Annotated in this window: 14 protein-coding genes; 6 read left to right on the top strand and 8 right to left on the bottom strand. The window is 69.5% G+C overall.

Annotated features, from left to right (window positions below):
- Nucleotides 1-22: 22 nt before the first annotated feature.
- Nucleotides 23-2,059 carry a glycosyltransferase gene (locus tag AB0H88_RS38770; protein WP_357653520.1) on the top strand — a complete coding sequence of 679 codons (2,037 nt, stop codon included), beginning with the start codon at nucleotides 23-25 and terminating at the stop codon, nucleotides 2,057-2,059.
- 31 nt (nucleotides 2,060-2,090) lie between these two features.
- Here the strand turns inward: AB0H88_RS38770 and AB0H88_RS38765 are convergent, their stop codons facing one another.
- The 4 genes from AB0H88_RS38765 to AB0H88_RS38750 all read right to left on the bottom strand — a co-directional run bounded on the left by AB0H88_RS38765 (nucleotide 2,091) and on the right by AB0H88_RS38750 (nucleotide 5,504).
- On the bottom strand, nucleotides 2,091-2,786 hold the full coding sequence (locus AB0H88_RS38765) for a hypothetical protein (RefSeq protein WP_357653518.1): 696 nt from the start codon (nucleotides 2,784-2,786) through the stop codon (nucleotides 2,091-2,093).
- Between the two features lie 182 nt (nucleotides 2,787-2,968).
- Nucleotides 2,969-3,676, bottom strand: coding sequence for a hypothetical protein (locus AB0H88_RS38760; protein WP_357653516.1), 708 nt, complete (start codon nucleotides 3,674-3,676; stop codon nucleotides 2,969-2,971).
- 128 nt (nucleotides 3,677-3,804) lie between these two features.
- Nucleotides 3,805-5,292 carry an SPFH domain-containing protein gene (locus AB0H88_RS38755; RefSeq protein WP_357653514.1) on the bottom strand — a complete coding sequence of 496 codons (1,488 nt, stop codon included), beginning with the start codon at nucleotides 5,290-5,292 and terminating at the stop codon, nucleotides 3,805-3,807.
- Between the two features lie 11 nt (nucleotides 5,293-5,303).
- Complete coding sequence (locus AB0H88_RS38750; RefSeq protein WP_225300038.1) at nucleotides 5,304-5,504, bottom strand: hypothetical protein; 201 nt, start codon at nucleotides 5,502-5,504, stop codon at nucleotides 5,304-5,306.
- Between the two features lie 132 nt (nucleotides 5,505-5,636).
- Here AB0H88_RS38750 and AB0H88_RS38745 point away from each other — a divergent pair, with 132 nt between their 5' ends.
- A complete protein-coding gene (locus tag AB0H88_RS38745) occupies nucleotides 5,637-7,592 on the top strand; it encodes an NAD(P)-binding protein (protein ID WP_357653512.1) in 1,956 nt (651 codons plus the stop codon).
- Nucleotides 7,593-7,713: 121 nt separating this feature from the next.
- On the opposite strand, the gene AB0H88_RS38740 is transcribed toward AB0H88_RS38745, so the two are convergent.
- Nucleotides 7,714-8,490 (bottom strand): SDR family NAD(P)-dependent oxidoreductase, encoded by a 777-nt coding sequence (locus tag AB0H88_RS38740; RefSeq protein ID WP_357653673.1) that lies wholly within the window; start codon nucleotides 8,488-8,490, stop codon nucleotides 7,714-7,716.
- A gap of 222 nt (nucleotides 8,491-8,712) precedes the next feature.
- Here AB0H88_RS38740 and AB0H88_RS38735 point away from each other — a divergent pair, with 222 nt between their 5' ends.
- From AB0H88_RS38735 to AB0H88_RS38720, 4 genes are read left to right on the top strand one after another with little or no spacing between them, the layout of a single operon-like run.
- On the top strand, nucleotides 8,713-10,755 hold the full coding sequence (locus tag AB0H88_RS38735) for an ATP-binding protein (RefSeq protein WP_357653510.1): 2,043 nt from the start codon (nucleotides 8,713-8,715) through the stop codon (nucleotides 10,753-10,755).
- Nucleotides 10,752-11,159 (top strand): roadblock/LC7 domain-containing protein, encoded by a 408-nt coding sequence (locus tag AB0H88_RS38730; protein WP_357653508.1) that lies wholly within the window; start codon nucleotides 10,752-10,754, stop codon nucleotides 11,157-11,159. Before AB0H88_RS38735 ends, AB0H88_RS38730 begins: the two co-directional genes overlap by 4 nt.
- Entirely contained in the window at nucleotides 11,156-11,521 is a 366-nt protein-coding gene (locus AB0H88_RS38725) for a DUF742 domain-containing protein (protein ID WP_357653506.1), read from the top strand. Before AB0H88_RS38730 ends, AB0H88_RS38725 begins: the two co-directional genes overlap by 4 nt.
- Nucleotides 11,502-12,074: an ATP/GTP-binding protein gene (locus AB0H88_RS38720; protein WP_225300026.1), complete on the top strand. Its 573-nt coding sequence runs from the start codon at nucleotides 11,502-11,504 to the stop codon at nucleotides 12,072-12,074. Before AB0H88_RS38725 ends, AB0H88_RS38720 begins: the two co-directional genes overlap by 20 nt.
- Before the next feature lie 10 nt (nucleotides 12,075-12,084).
- On the opposite strand, the gene AB0H88_RS38715 is transcribed toward AB0H88_RS38720, so the two are convergent.
- From AB0H88_RS38715 to AB0H88_RS38705, 3 genes are read right to left on the bottom strand one after another with little or no spacing between them, the layout of a single operon-like run.
- The gene (locus tag AB0H88_RS38715) at nucleotides 12,085-12,462 is read right to left on the bottom strand and encodes a DUF742 domain-containing protein (protein ID WP_357653504.1); all 378 of its coding nucleotides are present in this window, start codon (nucleotides 12,460-12,462) and stop codon (nucleotides 12,085-12,087) included.
- The gene (locus AB0H88_RS38710) at nucleotides 12,462-14,693 is read right to left on the bottom strand and encodes a nitrate- and nitrite sensing domain-containing protein (protein WP_357653502.1); all 2,232 of its coding nucleotides are present in this window, start codon (nucleotides 14,691-14,693) and stop codon (nucleotides 12,462-12,464) included. The genes AB0H88_RS38715 and AB0H88_RS38710 overlap by 1 nt, the downstream gene beginning before the upstream one ends.
- A 57-nt stretch (nucleotides 14,694-14,750) precedes the next feature.
- Nucleotides 14,751-15,422: a DUF998 domain-containing protein gene (locus AB0H88_RS38705; protein ID WP_357653500.1), complete on the bottom strand. Its 672-nt coding sequence runs from the start codon at nucleotides 15,420-15,422 to the stop codon at nucleotides 14,751-14,753.
- Nucleotides 15,423-15,650 lie beyond the last annotated feature (228 nt).

The following is a 15,650-nucleotide window of genomic DNA, read 5'->3' as shown; positions in this document are numbered from 1 at the left end:
AAGCGATAAGGCGTGCATCCCCATGGCCGAAACCCCTGAAGAGCCCACGTACCAGCGACTCGGCCCCGTGAACTGGCTGCCCGAGGAGCGCAAGCTCGTCGAGCGCTATGAGGCGGACATCAGGGAGCTGCGCCGGCGGCTGGAGATAGCCGAGGCCAAGGCCGCCTATGCCAACTGGAAGCTGGAGGCCACCCAGGCCAAGCGGACCTTCAAGCTGGGCGAGGCGCTGGGGTCGAAAAGTCCGGGCAAGGTGCTGGAGGCGGTCCGGTCCAAGGACCGGGCGCCCAAGGCCCCGGTCCCGGTGAGCTTGGCCGTCGCGGCGGCCAACCACCGGCCGCCGCAGGTCGAGGTGCCGACCGTGAAGTGGCCGCTCGGGCCGGTGAACCGGCCGGACCTCAAGGTCGCCGTCATCCTGGACGACTTCTCGCGGCTGGCGTTCAGGTACGAGTGGGACCAGATCGAGTTCGGGCTCAAGGACTGGCCGGAGATCTTCGCCGAGAAGCGGCCTGACCTGCTGTTCTGCGAGTCGGCCTGGCACGGGAACCAGGGCCGCTGGCGCTACCAGATGACCGGGACGAACGCCCCCAAGGACCCGCTGCGCGATCTCGTGGCGTGGTGCCGCGCCGAGGGGATTCCGACGGTCTTCTGGAACAAGGAGGACCCGCCGAACTTCGAGTTCTTCATCGACACGGCCAAACTGTTCGACTACGTGTTCACCTGCGACGGTGACATGGTGCCGAAATATCGTGAAACTTTGGGACACGATCGGGTGGACGTGCTCCAGTTCGCCGCCCAGCCCCGCGTGCACAACCCGATCCAGCAGAAGCAGGGCCGGCTGCACGACGTCGTCTTCGCCGGCATGTACTTCCGCGACAAGCATCCCGAGCGCCGCGAGCAGATGGAGACGGTCATCGACCCGATCCGCGAGCTGGGCCTGCACATCTTCGCCCGCAACGGCGAGGTCGACGAGAAGTACGCCTGGCCGGAGAAGTATCGCCCGCACATCGTGGGCGAGCTCCCCTACGACCAGATGCTCGCGGCCTACCGGATGTACAAGGTCTTCCTCAACGTCAACTCGGTGCTCGACTCGCCCACGATGTGCGCGCGCCGCGTGTTCGAGCTGTCGGCCTGCTCCACGCCGGTCGTCTCCGGGTGGTCCAGGGCGATCGAGGAGACGTTCGGCGAGCTGCTGCCGATCGCCCGCGAGCCGGTCGAGTCGTACAACCAGGTGCTACACCTGATCAACAGCCCGGAGCTGCGGGCCCGCATGGGGCACCTGGCGATGCGCGAGGTGTTCGACAAGCACCTGTTCACGCACCGGGTGGACCAGATTCTCCGCTTCCTGGGGCGGCCCGTCTCCACCGGCGCCCGGTCGATCTCCGTGGTCCTGCCGACCAACCGGGCCGCGCAGATCGAGCACGCGATCTCCTCGGTGGCCAAGCAGATCCACCGGCCGCTGCAGCTCGTCATGGTCCTGCACGGCCTGGACATCGACCCGGTGGTGGTGGCCGACAAGGCCCGCATGGCGGGCATCTCCGATGTCGTCGTCCTGCCCGCCTCGGCCGAGCTGTCACTCGGCGCCTGCATGAACCTGGGCATCGCCGCCGCCGAAGGCGACCTGATCGCCAAGATGGACGACGACAACCTGTACGGCGAGCACTACCTGTCGGACCTGGTCAGGGCCTTCGACTACACCGACGCGGAGCTGGTCGGCAAGGGCGCCCACTACTCCTACTTCGAGGGCCTCAACACCACCATGCTGCGGCTGCCGGGGCTGGAGCACCGCTACTCCTTCCTCGTGCAGGGCGGGACGTTCCTCGGCAAGGCGGACATGTTCCGGTCGTACGGCTTCGCGGACATCACCCGGGGCGAGGACACGCATCTGGTGCGCAGGCTGAAGGAGGACAGCGTCAAGATCTATTCCGCGGACCGATTCAACTTCGTCTATTGGCGCAGCGCCGACGCCTCCATGCACACCTGGCAGGCCGACCACATCAAACTCACCCGGAACGCCCAATTCTCTTTTGTGGGCCGGCCGGACGATCACGTGCTTGTCTAGTTTTCTCTTACGGCCGGCCCGGTGAGCCAGGTCATCTGGTGATGCGGGCCAGATTCTGGTCGGCCAGGCCGGCGAGCTCGAACAGGTCGGCGGGCGCCACCTTCCGGCCGACGACGAGCATGCTCATGATGACCTTGCCGCGCCGGATGACGACCGAGCCGACCTCCGCGGCGCTATGGCCGCCCGACGCCGTGGTCAGGTAGGCCCGGGACTCCTCGCCCCGCGTGGGCATGTCCAGCTCGCGCGTACGGTAGGTCACCCGCGTGCCGTGCACCTCGGCCCCGTAGGCGGCGCACTGCGCGGGCAGCGGCGCGGGGAAGGCGGAGGCGGGCATCGACACCAGCGCCTGGGTGATCGAGTCGCTGCCGGAAGAGAACGCGACCACCGCGGCGGGCGCCTCCGCGACCTCGGGCTTGCTCAGGTCCAGCTGACCGGCCCCGCCGCACTCGGGCCGGTCAAGCTTGGCCTGGCGCACGGCGGAAAGGCCCTGCCTGGTGGACTTGAGCGAGCCGAACGCCCCGGCCTCCGGCCCGTAGGCCAGGCTCATGCCCTTGGGAGTGGGCAGCAGGCCGGCCCGGAGCCTGGCCGCTCCGGGCGTGGATCGGGACGGGGACGGGGTGGCGGACGGGTCGACGGGCGTGGTGCCGGACGGATCGGCGGCCGGCGACACCTCCGGCAGGGGCGCTCCCACGACCTCATCGGCGGCGCATCCCGATATGGCCATCATGCTCAGACAAATGAGAGAAAGAGCCTTAAGCATGAATTCTCCACTCCCCTCAAGCGACTGACGATAAAACGCTAGAGGAATCGCGGAGTAACGATCCGAGCAACGGCGCTATTCGCGTAATTCAGGTGACTCGCGAACAACCTCGGAGTTTGCTCCGTTGGGTGCGGGTGAGGGTGCGGCGACTACGGGCGCCTCCGACGCGGGCCGGTTGAGCAGCGTCCTGGCCAGGCCCAGACCGGCGCCGCCAAGCGTGAGCGCCTTGGCCAGCATCTCCTCCACGCCCTGGGCGCCGTTGAGCACCACCATGTGCTCGACGTTGCCGAACGCCTTGGCGCCCGCCTCGACCACCTCGGGCCAGCGCTCGGCCAGCTGCTGGGCGACGACCGCCTCCTGGTTGGCGCCAGCGCGTCGGCGCGGGCCTTGATGGCGTCGGCCTGCGCCAGGCCCTTGGCCCGCGCCGCGTCGGCCTCGGCCATGCCGCGCAGCCTGGTCGCCTCGGCCTCGGCCTCCCCGCGCAGCCGGATACCCTCCGCCTCGGCCTGAGCCCGGGCCACGGCGGCCCGCCGATCCGCCTCGGCGATGGTGACCTGCTCGTAGGCCCGCGCGTCGGCCGGTCTGCGTACCTCGCCTTCCAGCCGCTTCTCGGCCAGCACGGCCTCCAGCTCGGCGGCCGTCGTCTGCTGGACCACGACCTGCTGGCGAGCGGTGGCCTCGGCGAGCGGCCCGGCCTGCTTCGCCTGGGCCGCGGCCCGGTCCATCTCCGCCTGGTAGCCGGCCTGCTGGATGCGGGCCTCGCGGATCGCGGCGGACTTCTTGATCTGGGCCTCCTGCTCGGCGGTGTTGGCCTCCTGGTCGCGCTGCGCCTCGGCGGTCCTGGCCAGCGCCGACACGGCGGCGGCGTGCGGGCGGCCGAGGTTGGCGATGTAGCCGGTGGCGTCCTCGATCTCCTGGATCTGCAGCGAGTCGACGATCAGGCCGAGGGACTTCCCGGCTCAGCTGTTCGTGACGGCGAGCCGGTTCATTGCGCTTTGCCGGAGGACTCCGGTTCGGAGCCGTTCGGGGTCGCGCCGTTCGGGGTCGCGCCGTTGAGCAGCGCCCTGGCCAGGCCGAGGCCGGTGCCGCCGAGGGTGAGTGCCTTGGCCAGCATCTCCTCCACGCCCTGGGCGCCGTTGAGCACCACCATGTGGTCGATGTTGCCGAACGCCTTGGCGCCCGCCTCGACGACCTCGGGCCAGCGCTCGGCCAGCTGCTGGGCGATGACCGCCTCCTGGTTCTCCTTCAGCGCCTGCGCCCGCGCGCTGATCGCCTGCGCCTCTGCCAGGCCCTTGGCCTGCGCGGCCGCCGCCTCGGCGAGCCCGAGCGCCTTCGCCGCCTCGGCGTGGGCCAGTCCGCGCGCCTTGGCGGCCTCGGCCTCGGCCTCTCCCGCCACCTTGGTGGCCGCGCCCGCCGCCTCGCCGCGCAGCCGCACGGACTCGGCTTCGGCCGCGGCGGCCTGCTTGACCTGGGATGCCTGCGCGACGGCGCGCAGCTCGGTCTCCCGTGCCTCCGCCTCGGCCTGGGCGATGCGGGCGTCCCGCTCGGCCTGGGAGAGCGTGACGGTTTCGTACGCCTTGGCGTCGGCGGGCTTGCGGACCTGCGACTGCAGCCGCTGCTCGGACAACTGCGCCTCCAGCTCGGCGGCTCTCGTCTCCTGGACGACGACCTCCTGCCTGGCCGTCGCCTCCGACAGCGGCCCCGCCTGCCTGGCCCTGGCCGCCGCCTGGTCCATCTCCGCCTGGTAACCGGCCTGCTTGATCTTGGATTCGCGTACGGCGGCCGCCTTGCGGGCGGCGGCGGCCTGCTCGGCCTCGGTGGCCTCCTGGTCGCGAAGGGCCTCGGCGATGCGGGCGACGGAGGCGACCTTGGCGGCGTGCGGCTTGCCGAGGTTGACGATGTAGCCGGTCTCGTCGTCGATCTCCTGGATCTGCAGCGAGTCGACGATCAGGCCCAGCTTGCTCATCTCGTCGGCGGCCGACGCCCTGGTCTCGCTGGTCAGCCGCTCCCGGTTGAGGATCAGGTCCTCGACCGTGAGGTTGCCGATGATCGAGCGCAGATGGCCGGTGAACAGCTCGTGGATCGCGCCGGTCATGAAGTCCTGCTGGTCGAGGAAGCGCCGGGCGGCGTTGGCGATCGAGGACAGGTCGTCGCCCACCTTGTAGATCACCACGCCGCGGATGTGCACGGGGATGCCCTGCTGGGTGACGCAGGAGACCTGGAGATTGGCGGCCCGGGTGTCCAGGCGCAGCCTCCTGGACGTCTGGAAGCCGGGCAGCACCGCCGTACCCTTGCCGGTGATTATCTTGAAGCCGAGGCTGTCCGGACCCTCGCCGCGCCGGCGCGCGCCGAGACCCGAGATGATCAAGGCCTCGTTGGGCTCGGCGACCCGCCATACGGCCTTGAAGAGCAGGATCAGCACGATGACGGCGACGAGGATGCCGCCGCCGAGAAGGTAGAGCTCGGGGGACATCGGGGGCCTCCCTAGACGAGTGCTCGGGCCACATAGACCGTTCGCGGCGGGAAGTAGTCCACCACGATCACGATCGTTCCGACGGAGAACTCCTCGTCAGGCACGGTCGGATGGGCGTAGAAAGCCTCCACGCCACCTCTGACCGGGACCATGACCTCGCCGACGAGGCCAGGGCCGATCTTGCCAGTGACCCTGCCCTGCTTGCCGACCACCCGGACTCCCCCCGTCGTGATATTTCGGACGCTACTCCAAACAGGCATTCGCGGTAATAGGTCACGCAAAATGTTTCTCGAAGCACTGCGCGGCAGGAAGCGGCTTTTACCCGGAGTCCTGAGGATCGGCGCATGAGCGACATGAACGCGCGCTCGGCGCGCGACCTCGGGATGGACCGGCCTATTTCGCGCCGCGACTTCTTGGACGGCGTCGCCATGGCGGTGGGCACGCTGGCTCTGGGAGCGTCGGCGGGCTGTACGTCGCGACCGGGCCCGCCGGACGCCGTCGAGACCTTTCCGCCGGGCATTCCCCGGGCCGAGGTCTCTCCGCCGAGCCTGACCGGACTGCGGGGCGGCACCCCGGAGTCGCTCAGCGTCGCCCACGCGCTCCGCGACGGCCGCTTCTGGCAGCACGCGGGCACCCCCGTACCCACCGGCGAGCACTACGACCTGGTGGTGGTCGGCGGCGGCATCAGCGGGGTGAGCGCGGCCTTCGAGTGGCACCGGCGCAACCCCGGGGCCCGCATCCTCATCCTGGACAACCACGACGAGATCGGCGGGCACGCGCGGCGCAACGAGTTCCACCCCGCGGGCCGCAGCGGGCCGCTGGTCGGCTGCGGCGGCTCGCGGTCGATCAGGACGCCCTCGGTGTGGACGCCCGAGGGCAAGGACCTGCTCCACCAGCTCGGCGTCGAGCTGAAGAGGTTCGACCGGTACTTCGACCAACGCCTGTACGGCGAACTCGGGATGCATCGCAGTGTGATGTGCGATCGGGAGACGTTCCGGAGGGACGCTCTCGTCCGCATCACCCCGACGACGCGGACCGAAGAGTGGGTCAGGCCGATGCCGATCGCCGAGCAGGCCAAGAAGGACCTCGTCATGCTGTTCGAGAAGCCGCGCGACTGGTTCCCCGGCCTGTCGCAGGAGCGGAAGGAAGAGCGGCTGGCCGCGCTGACCTACTCGGACTTCCTGCTGAAGGTCTGCCAGGTGCACCCCGACGTCGAGCTGTTCTGCCGGACCATGCCGAGCGTCATGTGGGGGTACGGCACGCAGACGTTCGGCGCGATCGACGCCTGGGGCAGCGACTATCCCGGTTTCGGGGGCTTGGGGCTGGAGGCCGGCAAGCCCTCGCGATTCAGCTCGCCCAGCATGAAGAAGGAGTGGAAGGCGGCCGACCCGAACATCTACCACTTCCCCGAGGGCAACCAGGCGCTGGTCCGCATGATGGTCGGCCGGATGATCCCCGGCTTCACCGATTCCACCTCCATGGACGGCATCACCACCGCCTCCTTCGACTACGGCCGGCTCGACCTGCCCGCGAACCGGGTCCGTTTCCGGCTGTCGAGCACGGCCGTCAGCGCGCGCAACGACGGCCCGCCCGACACCGCGGGCACCGCGACCGTCGGCTACTTCGACGGCCACCGGGTGCGTACGGTCCGCGCCGGAGCGGTCGTCCTGGCCTGCTGGAACATGGTCATTCCCTACCTCGTCCCCGACCTACCCGAGGACCAGAAGCAGGCGCTGCGCGACGCGGTCAAGATGCCGGTGGTTGACGCCATGGTGCAACTGCGCGACTGGGAGGCGTGGCAGCGTCTCGGCATCGACCGCACCCGCTGGACGGGCGCCTACTGGTGCCTGTCGGAGCTCGACCACCCGGTCACCATGCCCGGCTACGACTGCCCGAAGAAGCCGGGCAGCCCGATCAACGTACGCATGCTGGCCGCAACGTGCCGCTCGGAGCTGGGCCCGGCCGCGGGCGCCGCCACGGGCCGGAACGAGCTGCTCAACACGCCCTACAGCCGCCTGGAGTACACCATCCGCGACCAGCTCGCCCGCCTGCTCGGCCCCGGCGGCTTCGACCCGGCCGCCGACATAGAGGCGATCACGGTCAACCGCTGGGGCCATGGGTACGCCCCGGAGTACTGCCGCCCGTGGAACGCCTTCTACCCGGACGGCCCGTTCCCCGCCGACCTGGCGCGCCGGCGGTTCGGCAGGATCGCGATCGCCAACTGCGACTCGGTGCCGGCCTCCCGGGCCGACGCGGCCATCACCGCCGCCCACCGGGCCATCAGCGAACTGCCGACGTGACGCTCAGGGCACTGATGCCGGTTCAGGGCACTGATGCCGGTTCAGGGCACTGATGCCGGTTCAGCGCGCTGGGACCGGCCTGCTGACGTTCAGCAGTTCAGGACGCTGGGGCCTGACGGCGTCAGCCCTTCAGGGCGGTGAGGCTGGCTTGCCAGAGACGTTCGGCCAGGGCGGGGTCGGACATCGCGGACGGGACCGGCTCCGGGGCCCGCTTCGCGAAGTAGGCTCCTGCGCGCTGCTCACCGTCGGCGTGCGTGGCCAGGTGCACCAGCGTGCGCGCACCGTACTCGGGCGGTTTGGCGTAGCCGGGCACGGCCAGGAACATCCGCATGATCCATGTCTGCGCCGCGAACCCGGTGCGGATCACGCCGGGATGGAAACAGGTGGCCGCCACCCCGCGGGCCGCCAGCGCGACCGTGAACAGGGCGTTCGCCTGTTTGGTGTCGCCGTACTGGAGCCAGCCGTTCCATCGTCGCCGCTCACGCGACAGGTCGTCCGGGTCGAGCCGGCCGCTTCTGCCCGCCCGTGAAGAAGTGGTGACTACCCTGTCGACCCGATCTGTTAGAGAATCGGTCAGCAGAAAGGGGGCGAGATGGTTGACCTGAACCATCAGCTCGTGACCGTCCACCGTAATCTGGCGCCCCGGACTCATGATGCCCGCGTTGTTGGCCAATACGGCAATTCGGTCATAACGCTCACGCAACACCGCCGCGAGCCTACGAACGTCGTCAAGCGATGTGTAGTCGCAGGTCAAAACATCGGCGTCCGGCCCGCTCAACCCATCGGCCACGGCTTTGAGCCGAGCCTCGTCACGACCGACGAGCACCACCCGGTGCCCCCGTCGTGACAGCTCGGCCGCCGCAGCGGCACCGATGCCAGCACTGGCCCCAGTAATCACGCTAATCAACGCGTTCCTCCCACTGCGCCGGAAGCATAATCGGTGCTAGTCTCCTGTGCGATCTTCCGGAGGTGTGTTTACACAGAGTGTGCAAATACCCCTCGACTCCGAGGTTGGGACATGGGCTCGCATAACCGGTCAATTCGGTTCAAGATCTTCTTATTGCTGCTGCTACCCCTCCTGTCTCTGAGTGCGCTCTGGGGCTTTGCCCTCAATCTCACCGTGGGTGACGGCCAGGCCCTGTTAAGAGCCAACACGCTTTATCAGACGATCGGCCTCACCTCCACCGACCTGGGCTTACAGCTCCAAGCCGAGCGGGCCCAATCGGCCGTGGCGGTCACCACCCGTCAACTCACCCAAGAGCTCGGGACACAGCGCGCCCGCACCGACAAGTCCGTCGCCGAGTTCCAGAAGTCCGCCGTGACGGCCGGTGACGCGATCAAGGACAACCTGCGCGCCTCCCTCGACACCCTCACCGGAGAGCTGAACCGGCTCGGCTCCATCCGTGCCGACATCGACGGCGGCATCAGCTCCCGGCTGACGAGCCTCAACGAGTACAACCGGGTCCTCGACGCCATCTTCCGGCTCTACGACCACCTCGTCTCGGTGCCCGACCTGCCGCTCTTCCAGCAGGCGTCGTCGCTGCAGGCCATGGGCAACGCCCGGGAGATCATCGCCCGCGAGCACGCGCTCCTCAGCGGCGCGCTCATCGACCACCGGCTCACCGAGCCGGAGCTCACGGCGTTCACCGAGTACGTCGCGACCCGCACCTTCCTCAGCGCCCGTGGCCAGGCCGGACTCGACACGGCGCTCCGCAGGCCGTACGAGCAGATCTTCGCCGGCGAGCCCTTCAGGGACTTCACCGCCATGGAGGCGCGCATCATCGCGAGCGGCGCCCCACCCGCCGACGGCGCGACGTGGAACGCGACCGTGGACCGGCTCACGGCGCAGCTCGACAAGCTCGGCGCGTCGTCCGGCGAGGTGCTGAGCGAGCGCGCGCTCGACGCCGCCACCACCACCATGGTGAAGATCGGCACCGCGGGCGGTCTCGGGCTGATCGCCGTGCTCGCCTCGATCATCATCTCCGTACGCTTCGGCCGCCGCCTCGCCGGCGAACTGGCCGCGCTCAGGTCCGCGGCCGTGGAGCTGTCCGACAACCGGCTGCCCAGCCTCGTCGACCGGCTGAGCCGGGGCGAGGAGGTCAACGTCAAGAAGGAGGCCAAGCCGCTCAAGGTCAGCGGCGCCGCCGAGATCGTCGACGTGGCCAAGGCGTTCGGCTCCGTGCAGCGCACCGCCGTACAGGCCGCCGTTAGCCAGGCCGCGATGCGGCGCGGCATCGGCCAGGTGTTCCTCAACCTCGCCCGGCGCAAGCAGGGCCTGCTGCACCGCCAGCTCGCGCTGCTCGACGGCATGCAGCGCCGCACGCACGACCCGGACCGGCTGGAGGAGCTCTTCCGCCTCGACCACCTGACGACGCGCATGCGGCGCCACGCGGAGAGCCTGATCATCCTGTCCGGCGCCGCCCCCGGCCGGGCCTGGCGCAAGCCGGTGCCCGTGGTCGACATCGTCCGGGCGGCGATCGCCGAGGTCGAGGACTACACCAGGGTCACCGTCGAGGCCATGCCCGGCAGCGCGCTCGACGGAGCCGCCGCCGCCGACCTCACCCACCTGGTCGCCGAGCTGGTCGAGAACGCCACCATCTACTCGCCGCCGAGCACCACCGTGGTCGTCCGCGGCGACCTGGTGAGCAACGGCTACGCGATCGAGGTGGAGGACAGAGGACTGGGGCTGGCGCCCGGCGAGTACGCGGCGTTCAACGCCCTGCTGGCCAACCCGCCGGAGTTCGACCTGGCCGACAGCGACCGGCTCGGCCTGTTCGTGGTGGCCAGGCTGGCCGAACGGCACGGCATCCAGGTGCTGACGCGCCGTTCGCCCTTCGGCGGCACCACCGCGATCGTGCTGGTGCCGCGTGGGCTGGTCCACGACCAGGCCGCACTCGAGGCGGGCGGCGACGGCGAGGCGCCGGCGCTGCCCAGCCGTACCAAGAAGAAGACGCTCGCGGTGGTGAACGGCACGCATGCCGGGCTGCCGAGGCGAGTGAAACAGGCAAATCTGGCACCCCAGCTCAAGACGGACGAGCCGTCTGAGCCGGAACCGGAAGAGAAGACAGAGCGCTCTCCCGATGAGGTACGGGACCTGTTCTCCGCCTACCAGCGGGGAACGCAACGCGCCCGAGAAGAAGCGAATGAGGAGGGGGAGGCATGAGTGTGCCGACGACCAACACCGGTGAGCTGAACTGGCTCCTCGACGACCTGACGACCAGGGTCGCAGCAGTACGCCAGGCCGTCATCCTGTCGACCGACGGCCTGGCGGTCGGCTACTCCAAGGGACTGTCCCGCGAGGACGCCGAGCACCTGTCGGCCGTGGCCGCCGGGTTCCAGAGCCTGGCCCGCGGCACGGGACGACACTTCGGCGGCGGCGACGTACGCCAGACCATCGTCGAGATGGAGTCGGCGTTCCTCTTCGTGACGGCGGCGGGGAAGGGCACCTGCCTGGCCGTGCTGGCCGACGCCAACGTTGACGTCGGACACATCGCCTACGAGATGGCGATGCTCGTCAAGCGGGTGGGGCAGCACATATCCACTAACCCCAGGGCGACATCGTCATGAACGAACCCCCGCGGTGGCTTGACGAGGACGCGGGGCCGGTCGTCCGGCCCTACGCCCTCATTCGCGGGCGCACCAGAACCTCCGGGGAGGCGTTCGACCTCATGGCGATCGTCTCCGTCGTCGGTGACCCGGAGTCGTATGATCTCGAACCCGAGCAATTGCTCATCCTGCGGGCAGCGCGTAACCCGATCACGGTGGCCGACGTGGCCGTCGAGCTCGATCTGCCCGTCGGCGTCGTCCGGGTGCTGCTCGGCGACCTGCGTGACCACGGCCTCATCTCGGTGACGTCCCCCTCGGAAAAGGGGCCGCGTCCGAATGAGCGCATTCTCAAGGAAGTGATCAATGGACTCCGTGCTCTCTGAGGACCCCGTCGCGCTGAAGATTCTGATCGCCGGGGGGTTCGGCGTGGGCAAGACCACGCTGGTCGGCGCGATCAGTGAGATCAGGCCGCTACGCACGGAGGAGGTGCTCTCCGATCGCGGCGTCGGCGTCGACGATCTCGACGGTGTGGAGGCCAAGACCACCACCACCGTCGCGATGGACTTCGGCCGTATCACGATCCGCGAAGGCCTGGTCGTCTACCTGTTCGGCACCCCGGGGCAGGAACGGTTCTGGTTCATGTGGGACGAGCTGTCCTACGGCGCGCTCGGGGCCGTCGTGATCGCCGACACCCGGCGGCTGACCGACTGCTTCCCGTCCGTCGACTACTTCGAGCAGCGCGGCACGCCGTTCGTGGTGGCCGTCAACTGCTTCGACGGCGCCGACCGGCACAGCGTGGACGACGTGCGGATCGCGCTCGACCTGGACGACGACGTGCCCGTGCTGCTCTGTGACGTGCGGCGGCGTACCTCGGCCAAGGAGGTCATGGTCACGCTGGTCGAGCATTCGCTGAGGACCATGACCTCAGCGAACTAGCCTCGGCGAACTAGAGGGCCCGAAGACCGTTGATGACCTCTCTGAGCAGACTCTCCGTGGGGGTCGTCGCTTTGGCGAGCGGCGGCCGGGCCGCCACCAGGCCGTAGTCGAGCAGATCTCCGAGCAGTACCCTGGCCACCCCAACGGGCAGGTTCAGCTCGGCGGCGATCTCGACGACCGGCCTGGTCTGAGCGGTGACGCAGTCCATCATCCGGCGGTGCTGGCCGCTCAGCTCCGCCTTGGCGGGCACCGGCAGGCCGGTCGGCGACACGGTCGCCAGCAGGTCGAGTTCGGGCCCCGAGGACTTGGTGCGCCCCCTGGCCACCGCGTACGGCCGCACAACCGGGCCGGCCTCCTCGTCAACCCACTCGTCTGGCCCATGGGTCACTATTGGGATCCCCCATCCTGATCGCTGTCCTGCCGCCCGCGCTGCCAGCCCGACTGGAGCGAGGACAGCAGGGCCCTGGCCTCCTCCGGTGAGCGGCTCTCGGACGAGAAAGCCTCAGTCTGCTCGGGGGGTGGCGACTGCTTGAGCTGCTCCGGCAGGTTGGCTTGCCGCACCCGGCGGGGCAACGCCGACTCCTGGGTCCGCTCAGGGCCGTGCTTGGCCGTGCGCTGGCGGCGTGGCAACTGGCCGGGGGCCGTCGTGTCGTGAGGCGTCCTGGCGTCCTGAGGCGTCCTGGCGTCCTGAGGCGTCCTGACCACCGAGACGGACACCGACTCCAGCTCAGGCATCCGCACCGGCGTCGGGAGGGCCTGGATCAGCGCCGTGGGTACCAGCACGATGGCGGTGGTGCCGCCGTACGGGGACGGCTTGAGCGTGACCGTGATGCCGTGCCTGGCGGCCAGCATGCCGACCACCGAGAAGCCGAGCCGCTCGGTCTGCGACGCCTCGAACTCGGGCGGGCTCTCCAGCTTCTCGTTGACGGCCTGCCGGGCCTCGGGGGTCATGCCCAGCCCGCGGTCCTCGACCTCGACGGCGAAGCCCCGGCCGACCAGCTCGCCGCGGACCGACACCTCGTTGCCCGGCGAGGAGAAGGCGGCGGCGTTCTCGATCAGCTCCGCGAACAGGTGCATGAGGTCGGCCACGGCCGCGCCGGAGACCCCGCACTCCGGCATCGGGTAGACGCGGACCCGGGTGTACTCCTCGACCTGCGCGGCGGCGCCGCTCAGCACGTCCTCGACCGGGATGATGCCGCGCCACCTGCGCCCGGCGGAGCCGCCGGAGAGCAGCACGAGGCCCTCGGCGTGGCGGCGCATGCGGGTCGTCAGGTGGTCGATCCTGAACAGCCGCGACAGCGCCTCCGGGTCCTCGGTCTCGCGCTGCATCTCATCCAGCAGCTTGAGCTGGCGCTGCAGCAGCGACTGGCTGCGCCGAGCCAGGTTGCGCAGCGCCTCGGAGACGCCCTGGCGCAGCTTGGCCTGCTCGACGGCCGCGTCCACGGCGGTGTACTGGACGCTGTCGAACGCCTTCGCCAGGTCGTCGATCTCGCTGGTCGCGCCGTCGCACATCTTGATGGGCGGCACCTCGGCCGCGATGTCGACGTTCTTGCCCTGCCGCAGCTTCGTCACGACGCTGGGCAGCCGGATCTCGGCCAGGTCGAGCGCGTTGCGGCGGAGCGCCGCCAGCTCACGGCTGACGCGCCGGCCCACCCGGATGGAGATGAAGATGGACAGGGCGACCGCGATGAGGCCGAGGATGCCCGCCACGCCGGCCCGTACGAGGATGGCGATGCCGGCCGGCGTCATCCGGGCCAGCAGCCGGTCCCCGTTGTCCCAGATGACCTGGGTGTAGTCCTTCAGCTCGGGGTCGGCCATGCCGCGCCAGACCGCCGGGTCGAGCATCCGGCCCGCGACGTAGCCGTCCAGCGCACGCTCCATCGCGGCCCAGCGCGCGGACTCGGTGACCTGTTCGAAGGGGGTCCGCAGCTCGGCGTCGAGGTTGGCCATGGCCTTGGGGAACATGTACGTCCGCGTGCCGTCGAGCTTCGCGAGCATGTGCATGTCGCCCATGGACGGCTTGCCGTTGGCCGCGATGATCAGCGCGTGCTCGCGGCTCAGCAGCTCGCGGACCTCGCTGGCGGCTATCAGACCCTGCGCCTGCTGGGCCAGCTCGACGTCCGTGCCGAGAGTCAGCGACGGGTACAGGTGATGGACCGCGTCGCTGACCGCCGAGTATTCGGTGATCAGGGCGCCGGGGGCCAGCTGGCGGCTGTCGACCTTCTTCCTGATCTCAGGCAGGCGGTCGACGGCCGTGAAGACGTCCTTCAGCCGCCCCCGCATCTCAGGGGTGAGGGCGGCCTGCGTCGTCTCCGACAGGCCCCCGTCGGAGAGCCGCTTCTTGACCTCGTCGACCTTGCCACGCGTGGCGGCCAGCTGGGCGGGGTCGGTGACGCCGCCGGAGATCACCTCGGCGGAGGCGAGACGCTCCTGCTCGAGTGTGTAGACCAGGAAGTCGGCGTGGCTGATGACTCCGGACCAGATCGTGTCGACCTTCAGCAGGCCCATGGCCTCACCGGTGGTGGTGCTCGCGGCGAAACCCCAGAGTCCGACCAGAGAAACCAGTGGGAGAACCAGCAGCGTCGAGATCTTGAATCTGATGGATCTGCCAGATGCCATGACGCCCGCTCCCGGATAGAAGATCGCGGGAGAGAATAGCACCAAATGAGGCGGTTCTTAAGATCGACTCGCGACGAATCTATGATATGTCGGGAATTCCGCAGGTCGTTCGATGGCCCGTCCCCATGCCAGCCGTACCAACCACGCGGCGAGCACCGCCAGCAACGCCACCTCCGCGCCCAGCAGCAACCGCTCCACCAACCCGATCATCACCCGCTCGCCGGGCAGCGCCACGTAGGTGATCGCCAGCACCCCGAGCCCGCCCGCCAGGGCCACCCACTCCACGGTCCGCGCGACCGGCTTCCACGCCTCGTCGGCCGCCAGCCGGGGCACCAGCAGGGCCGCCGCCGCGGGCAGGCTGACGAACGCCGCCACGGACACGTAACGGTGGATCTCCGCCGTCAGGGTCAGGTCGGCGCCGATCGGCGAGGTCGGGATGAGCGCGGCGACGATCAGCGCCCCCGACCACACCCACAGCAACCGCTCCGGTAGCCCCCGCACCGGTGCGTTCGCCGCTTTCAGCGCCTTCAACAGGATGAGCGAACCGAGGCCCAGCACCATCATCGCCGCTTCCGTGACGCCCCCGCGGTCGGACACGGCGTATTCGCTGACGGTCACGTTGAGGGGGTCCAGGCCGGAGTCGGGCACCAGCTGCCCGACCACGATCCCGACCACCGCGAACACGATCGACCCGCAGGCGATGATGGGATAGAGCCTCTTTGCGGTCATGGCCCTACTTTCCCGGTCCACGGCCCACTCCCACATCCGGCGCCGCCCCTGACCCGACCCGGAGGTGATGTCGGGGTTTTTTAAGGGTCTTTTCTTTTACGGCAGGCACGGGAGGGCCCATCCGCCGACCAGGGTCGGCGGCCTTCCAGGGGCACGCTCCTCCGCCTCACCGGCTGAGCGCCGTGACGTGCGTCTTCTTGGCCGGGCACGGTCCATCGCTTCTCGCCG

The sequence above is a fragment of the Nonomuraea sp. NPDC050680 genome (genome assembly GCF_040654555.1).
GTDB lineage: Bacteria > Actinomycetota > Actinomycetes > Streptosporangiales > Streptosporangiaceae > Nonomuraea.
The sequence above is the reverse complement of the archived record's forward strand: the minus strand, read 5'-3'. Positions and strand labels throughout refer to the sequence as shown.